At 53.4% G+C, this 6,437-nt stretch carries 6 protein-coding genes and 1 riboswitch; of the genes, 1 reads left to right on the top strand and 5 read right to left on the bottom strand.

Going from position 1 to position 6,437, the window contains the following annotated elements:
* Window positions 1-38 precede the first annotated feature (38 nt).
* The 5 genes from mntP to manX form a co-directional block, all read right to left on the bottom strand.
* Window positions 39-608, bottom strand: coding sequence for a manganese efflux pump MntP (mntP, locus tag ACUTSU_RS03450; RefSeq protein ID WP_445650615.1), 570 nt, complete (start codon window positions 606-608; stop codon window positions 39-41).
* 11 nt (window positions 609-619) lie between these two features.
* Window positions 620-803, bottom strand: a riboswitch (yybP-ykoY riboswitch).
* 220 nt (window positions 804-1,023) lie between these two features.
* Entirely contained in the window at window positions 1,024-1,482 is a 459-nt protein-coding gene (locus ACUTSU_RS03445; protein ID WP_445650616.1) for a DUF986 family protein, read from the bottom strand.
* 136 nt (window positions 1,483-1,618) lie between these two features.
* Window positions 1,619-2,461 (bottom strand): PTS mannose transporter subunit IID, encoded by an 843-nt coding sequence (locus tag ACUTSU_RS03440; protein WP_445650617.1) that lies wholly within the window; start codon window positions 2,459-2,461, stop codon window positions 1,619-1,621.
* Window positions 2,462-2,476: 15 nt separating this feature from the next.
* Window positions 2,477-3,277, bottom strand: coding sequence for a PTS mannose/fructose/sorbose transporter subunit IIC (locus ACUTSU_RS03435; protein ID WP_445653768.1), 801 nt, complete (start codon window positions 3,275-3,277; stop codon window positions 2,477-2,479).
* A gap of 55 nt (window positions 3,278-3,332) precedes the next feature.
* Window positions 3,333-4,304, bottom strand: a complete 972-nt coding sequence (gene manX / locus ACUTSU_RS03430; RefSeq protein ID WP_445650619.1) for a PTS mannose transporter subunit IIAB — start codon at window positions 4,302-4,304, stop codon at window positions 3,333-3,335.
* A 576-nt stretch (window positions 4,305-4,880) separates the two neighbouring features.
* Here manX and ACUTSU_RS03425 point away from each other — a divergent pair.
* Window positions 4,881-6,425: a TerC family protein gene (locus ACUTSU_RS03425; RefSeq protein WP_445650620.1), complete on the top strand. Its 1,545-nt coding sequence runs from the start codon at window positions 4,881-4,883 to the stop codon at window positions 6,423-6,425.
* Window positions 6,426-6,437: the final 12 nt, after the last annotated feature.

Raw genomic sequence — 6,437 nt, 5'->3', positions numbered from 1 at the left:
ACCTGCCATTGGCAGGTTTTTCTTTGGGTTCAGCGCTATCAGGCCAGATAGCCCAAATGCTCCAGCAGGATATTGAAGCCGATACCGATTAACACCACGCCGCCGAGGATTTCCGCGCGCTTGCCGAGCAACGGCCCGATAAAGCGGCCAATCATCATCCCCAGAGTGGCCATAATCATGGTAGCGCAGCCAATGGCCATGGCGGTATGGACAATATTCACCTGCAGGAAGGCCAGGCCGACACCGATAGCCATGGCGTCGAGGCTGGTAGCGATGGCGGTGGCGACTAATAGCCAGAAGCCGTGACGCTTCACTTTTTCCACTTCGTCAGGCCGGTTCCTGATGCCTTCGACAATCATGCGCATACCGAGAATAAACAGCAGCGAGAAGGCGACCCAGTGATCCCATTCCATAATGTATTGGCTGGCGAACAGGCCGATGCCCCAACCGATAATCGGCGTAATGGCTTCTACCACGCCGAAGATAAGTCCGGTGCGTAGCGCTTCGCGAAAACGGGGTTGATGCAGGCTGGCACCTTTGCCAATCGATGCGGCGAATGCATCCATAGACATGCCAAAAGCGAGAATGAGTGTAGCTGACAAGTTCATGTTGAATAACCTCGGCCGGGCGGCTCCATATACACGTAACCCACCCCCAACCATACGACGGAGTTACGTGTCTATGGTCTCGCCAACCTGACCTGGCTGCCCGTACCACGTTTTAATGTATAAAACGAGTATGTTGATACGGGCGTTTCTGGTGTTTTATTGCCCAGAAACCGGCTACTCCCCAATGACGGCGCAACCATAGCATATTAATTCCGTTACCAACAACTCTTATTCCCCATGGGTATTTTTTTTAAATTGATAATAGCTTCCATTAATGAATTGTATAAGAAGGAATATAATGTAGGCGAGTGCAACAATATTGCGTGAATAACCATCAGGTAGCCATGTGTGCTGATGATTATTTATCCGCATGCAGCGCAGGGCTATCAGGGGTTGGGGCTGATTTTTTCTTTACTCACTGATTTTCAACAAAAAAGTGGTAAATTTTTTCAAGGTCGTCTAATTGAGTGACCTGAATCAATAATCGACGCTGCTCAAGATCTATCACCAGAATGCCATCCTCGGATAAATTCATGGCCTTAATCCGGTTATAATCAATAAAGGCATTGGCATAAAAGAAACCTTGCGCTTTAAACAACATCTTGGGCCAGCGGATATAAGAAATATAAATTGCGAACAGTGCTAAAGAAATAAGCAGCCAGGTGGTTAATACCGCACCTTGGGTAGCGACATTTCGGTAGAGCAAAATGGCGAGCAGGCCGACAAAAATCAGGCAATCAATCCGATTCCGGCGCTTCAACTGCACCTTGAGCAAGGTTTTGCCCTTCAGCAGGTTCATGCCGAACTCGTCGTAAATCGCATACAGCAGCATCAGCACGGTGAAAATCAGTAATACGCCATCGGTCAGCGACATCTTTCAACTCCACAAATAAAAAACCGGGGGTTTCCCTGATGCCAGTCTTAAGCGAGCGTTTCCCTCTCCTGGGGGGAGAGGGGACAATATCGCCTTAACTGACCGGCAGTAAGGGGGCCCCCGGCGGTTAAAACGCTTACAGACCCAGCAGACCTACCCAATAGCCGAAGATACCGATGACGAAGAAGCCGATGATGATCAACAACGCATTCACTTTCCTGCGCAACAACCACATACAGCCGAAGGTCAGCAGCAGCGGCACCAGGCCCGGCATCAACTGGTCGAGGATGGTTTGCACGGTGGTCACCGTGGTATGACCGGTCTGGTCAGTGATCTTCGACACCACCAGCGGGATATTCACGTGCGTCCACTTGTTGACCAAAGCCCCCATAACAAACAGGCCAAGAATGGACGCTCCTTCCGTCAGTTTTTGCAGGAATCCGCCGCCCATATCATTAACGATATCCACCCCTTTGCGATAACCGTAGGCCACGCCGTAATAGCGGGTCAACAGGCGTACCAGGTTGAACAGGACGAAGAACAAAATCGGGCCCAGCAGGCTGCCACTCATGGCAATACCGGCCCCGAGTGCGGCAAATACCGGACGTACGGTACCCCAGAAAATTGGGTCGCCGACACCGGCCAAAGGCCCCATCAAACCGACTTTGATACCGTTGATGGCCGCATCGTCGATAGGCGCACCGTTAGCGCGTTGTTCTTCCATCGCCATGGTAACGCCAAGCACCGGCGCCGCCACGTAAGGGTGGGTGTTAAAGAACTCCAGATGGCGCTTGATCGCCTGCTTGCGCTCGTCGTTATTTTCAGGATACAGGCGACGGATCACCGGCACCATTGAGAAGCAAAAACCCAGTGCCTGCATACGTTCGAAGTTCCATGAACCCTGGAACAGATTCGAGCGCATAAACACACCGCGAATATCGGCCGGCGTGAGTTTCTTTTGAGCTGTTGTATCAACCATTTCTCTCACCTATTCCTAGTCGAGTTCGTTATCGAGGTCGTTGGCATTTGCCGGGCCAGCCTGGACTACCTGAGACTTGTTGTATTTCGGGCTGAGCTGGATATACAGCACGGCCATCACCACGCCGATCACGCCGAGGGCGACCAGGTTAAAGTTGGTGAAGGCGGCAGTAACGAAGCCGAGGTAGAAGAATGGCATCAGGTAGCCGGCACGCATCATGTTGATCACCATGGCGTAACCTACCACCACGATCATCCCGCCGGCGATGTTCAGGCCGCTGGTGACGACTTCTGGGATCGAGTTAAGCAGCGCGTGAACGCCAGAGGTGCCTACCGAGATAGCGACAATAACTGCCGGGATGGCAATACGCATCGCCTGCAGCAGCAGGGCAGAGATATGCAGCCAGGTAATGGCCCGCAAACTGCCTCGCTCCGCCGCGCTGTCTGCCGCGTGCTGGAAGGCCACGGTCAGGGTACGTACGATGATGGTCAGCACTTGCCCGGCCGCCGCCAGCGGAATGGCCAGGGCGATACCGGCCCCGACGTTTTGTCCGCCGGCAATAACCAGAATGGTGGAAATGATTGACGCTAATGCCGCATCTGGCGCTACCGCCGCACCGATGTTCATCCAGCCCAGGGCGATCATCTCCAGCGTACCGCCGATGATGATACCGGTTTTCATGTCACCGAGAATTAAACCGATCAGGGTACAGGCGACCAGCGGACGGTGGAACTGAAACTCGTCGAGAACGGAACCCATCCCGGCGATACAGGCAACGATAAATATCAGTACAATCTGAAGAGTGGTAATCTCCATTGCACTTCTCCTATGACCAAAGATCTCTGAGTAAAATAATTATTGGCTGTCGCCATTAATTGAGTTTGTTAATCAGGTCCATCATTTTTAACCGACTGTCGGACGAGACTTTACGAACTTCCAATTCAATACCGCGCTCGTTTAATTTCTTAAACGCTTCGATATCTTTTTCGTCAACCGAGACGGCATTGTTCACCTGGGTTTTACCCTGGCGGAACGCCATACCGCCGATATTCACCGACTTGATATCCACGCCGGCTTCCACCAAACGCCAGACATCGGTCGGGTTGGTGAACAGCAGCATCACGCGATCGCTGGCATATTTCGGGTTGTTCCATACCCGGATGGCTTTCGCCACGTCGACCACGTGTGCGGTGACGCCCGGAGGGGCAACCTGAGTCAGCAAGGTTTTGCGAACGTGGTCGGCGGCGACTTCGTCACTGATCACGATGATGCGGCTAACGTTGGTTTCCTTGGTCCAGCGGGTCGCGACCTGACCGTGGATCAGACGGTCATCGATACGGGCCAGACCGATTTTCATATGATCATTGGGACCCAGCGGCACCTGAGGGGCGGTGGGTTTTGCGGTGGGAGTACTTTGTGGTGCCGCGGGCTTAACACTCTCTTCGGCCGGTTTTTTCAGCGCTTTCACGCCTTCACGGCCGGTTTCCAACGCCAGCGCGACCAGTTCGTCAAAGCCAGGGTTATCGTCTCGTGCCATGAAGGTTTCAACCAGCATCGGAATGTTAACCCCGGTGACGACCTCATAGTTTTCTTTATCGACGGCGATGCGGCTGGCCGCGTTGAACGGGCTGCCGCCCCAGGTATCCACCAGGAACAGGACGCCACCACTGGTGTCTAGTCCGCTGATTTTACCCTTGTATTTCTCGATTAACGTTTCGGCATTTTCACCGGGGACGAAATCTATAAAAGCGACGTTATCCTGTTCGCCTAATAGCATTTCCGTAGTCTTCAGCAATTGTTCTGCTGCGGTCCCGTGTGTGCCGATGATAATAGCTATTGCCACTCGCTACCTCCTCATTGAACTTCATGCACGGATGGTGTGTAGGTTCAGTTCATTTTATTGCTGGCGGTCACTTCCGTGGTATCAGATAAATTATGGTAGAAATTTGGAAACCCGCCGTTAACATTTCTCGCGCAGTTTCAAAAGCCTGTGTGCGTGAGTCCACGTCAGCGCCATTTATTTTAGTGAGTGAAAAAATAAATTTTGTGACATTGCTCTGCTATTGATCGCTAGGATTACTCCTAGCCCGGTGTTTGCGGAATTAAACAACAGAGCTGTTACAAGACGGTGCAGAAGGTAAAAAAGCTTCTTTGCCGGCCCAAAAATTCCTGCTAGAGTATTTCTTCTTTCATATTCAGGAGTGAAGGGCCTCAGCCCACCCTATGGACTGTCACCGAAGTTACTGTTTTTCAAGGTTCCACCCGCCACCTGCTGGCGTAGTACAAATCATACGGCCGCTCGGCCACTCCCCGGTACTGCAATCCCGATATCTTGCTATTTCTGTCCGCGCCTTTGCTGCGTCGGCATCGTCACGCCTGAGCACCGCTCGGCCATCCTGTCTTTTTTTCGGAGTCTGATATGGAATTTTTAATGGACCCCTCAATTTGGGCTGGGTTACTGACACTGGTGGTATTGGAAATCGTACTGGGTATCGACAACCTGGTGTTTATCGCCATTCTGGCCGATAAACTGCCGCCGAAGCAGCGTGATAAAGCACGCATACTCGGTCTGTCGCTGGCGCTGTTTATGCGTTTGGGCCTGTTGTCGGTGATTTCCTGGATGGTGACGCTGACCACGCCGCTGTTTAGCGTTGGGGAGTTCAGCTTCTCCGGCCGTGACTTGATCCTGCTGTTCGGCGGTGTGTTCCTGTTGTTCAAAGCCACCATGGAGCTGCACGAACGGCTGGAAGGGCAAACGCATCAGGATGGTGCCAACCGAGGCTATGCCAAATTCTGGGCGGTGGTGGTACAGATTGTGATCCTTGACGCCGTGTTCTCACTCGACGCGGTAATTACCGCGGTGGGCATGGTGAACGACCTGCCGGTCATGATGACCGCCGTTGTCATAGCCATGGTAGTGATGCTGGTGGCTTCCAAACCGCTGACCAACTTCGTTAATGCGCATCCTACTATTGTGGTGCTGTGCCTGAGCTTCCTGTTGATGATCGGCCTTAGCCTGATCGCCGAAGGCTTTGGTTTGCATATCCCTAAAGGTTACCTGTATGCCGCGATTGGTTTCTCGATTTTGATCGAGCTGTTTAACCAAATTGCCCGCCGTAACTTTATCAAACATCAGGCTCATCGTCCGATGCGTGAACGCACCGCAGAGGCGATCATGCGCCTGATGGGGCAGCAGCGCGCGCAGCAAATGGACGAAGCGGCACCGTTACCGGTGAATGAAACCTTCGCCGAGGAAGAACGTTATATGATCAGTGGCGTGTTGACACTGGCCTCGCGTTCACTGCGTAGCGTGATGACGCCACGTACCGATATTTCATGGGTGGATTGCGATCGTTCCCGTGAAGAGGTGCGTGAACAACTGCTGGATACGCCGCATAGCCTGTTCCCGGTGTGCCGCGACTCGCTGGATGACATTATCGGCGTGGTGCGTGCCAAGGATCTGCTGGTGGCAGTCGAGCGGGGCGAAGATATCGCCGAGTTTGCTGCGCGTACGCCACCGATTGTGGTGCCGGACACCATGGACGTGATTAACCTGCTGGCGGTATTGCGCCGTGCCAAGGGACGCCTGGTGGTGGTCACCAATGAATTTGGTGTTGTGCAGGGGCTGGTCACGCCACTGGACGTGCTGGAAGCCATTGCCGGTGAATTCCCGGACGAGGATGAAACGCCGGATATCGTGGTGGAAGACGCCAGTTGGCTGGTGAAGGGCGGCGCCGATCTGCACTCACTGGAGCAGGCGCTGAACTGCGACGATCTGGTCAGTCCGACGGCGGACTTCGCCACTTTGGCGGGCCTCCTGCTGTCCCACTACGGCCAAATGCCGGCTGTGGGCGAAACGGTGGAGCTTAACCACCTGCGTTTCGAAGTCGTTGCCCTGTCCGAGTACCGCATTGAACTGGTGCGTATTACCAAAGTTGAACCTCACGACGAGGAGCATCAGTAACCTACGGGCCGG

This window comes from Serratia sp. NA_13, from assembly GCF_052691735.1.
Note: the sequence above shows the minus strand (reverse complement) of the source record. Positions and strands in the feature narration are given on the sequence as shown.

Coding starts and splice junctions, on each gene's coding strand:
- ACUTSU_RS03435 (WP_445653768.1), bottom strand. CDS start 3,277: ATGGAGATTACCACTCTTCAGATTGTACTGATATTTATCGTTGCCTGT.
- ACUTSU_RS03425 (WP_445650620.1), top strand. CDS start 4,881: ATGGAATTTTTAATGGACCCCTCAATTTGGGCTGGGTTACTGACACTG.
- ACUTSU_RS03440 (WP_445650617.1), bottom strand. CDS start 2,461: ATGGTTGATACAACAGCTCAAAAGAAACTCACGCCGGCCGATATTCGC.
- ACUTSU_RS03445 (WP_445650616.1), bottom strand. CDS start 1,482: ATGTCGCTGACCGATGGCGTATTACTGATTTTCACCGTGCTGATGCTG.
- mntP (WP_445650615.1), bottom strand. CDS start 608: ATGAACTTGTCAGCTACACTCATTCTCGCTTTTGGCATGTCTATGGAT.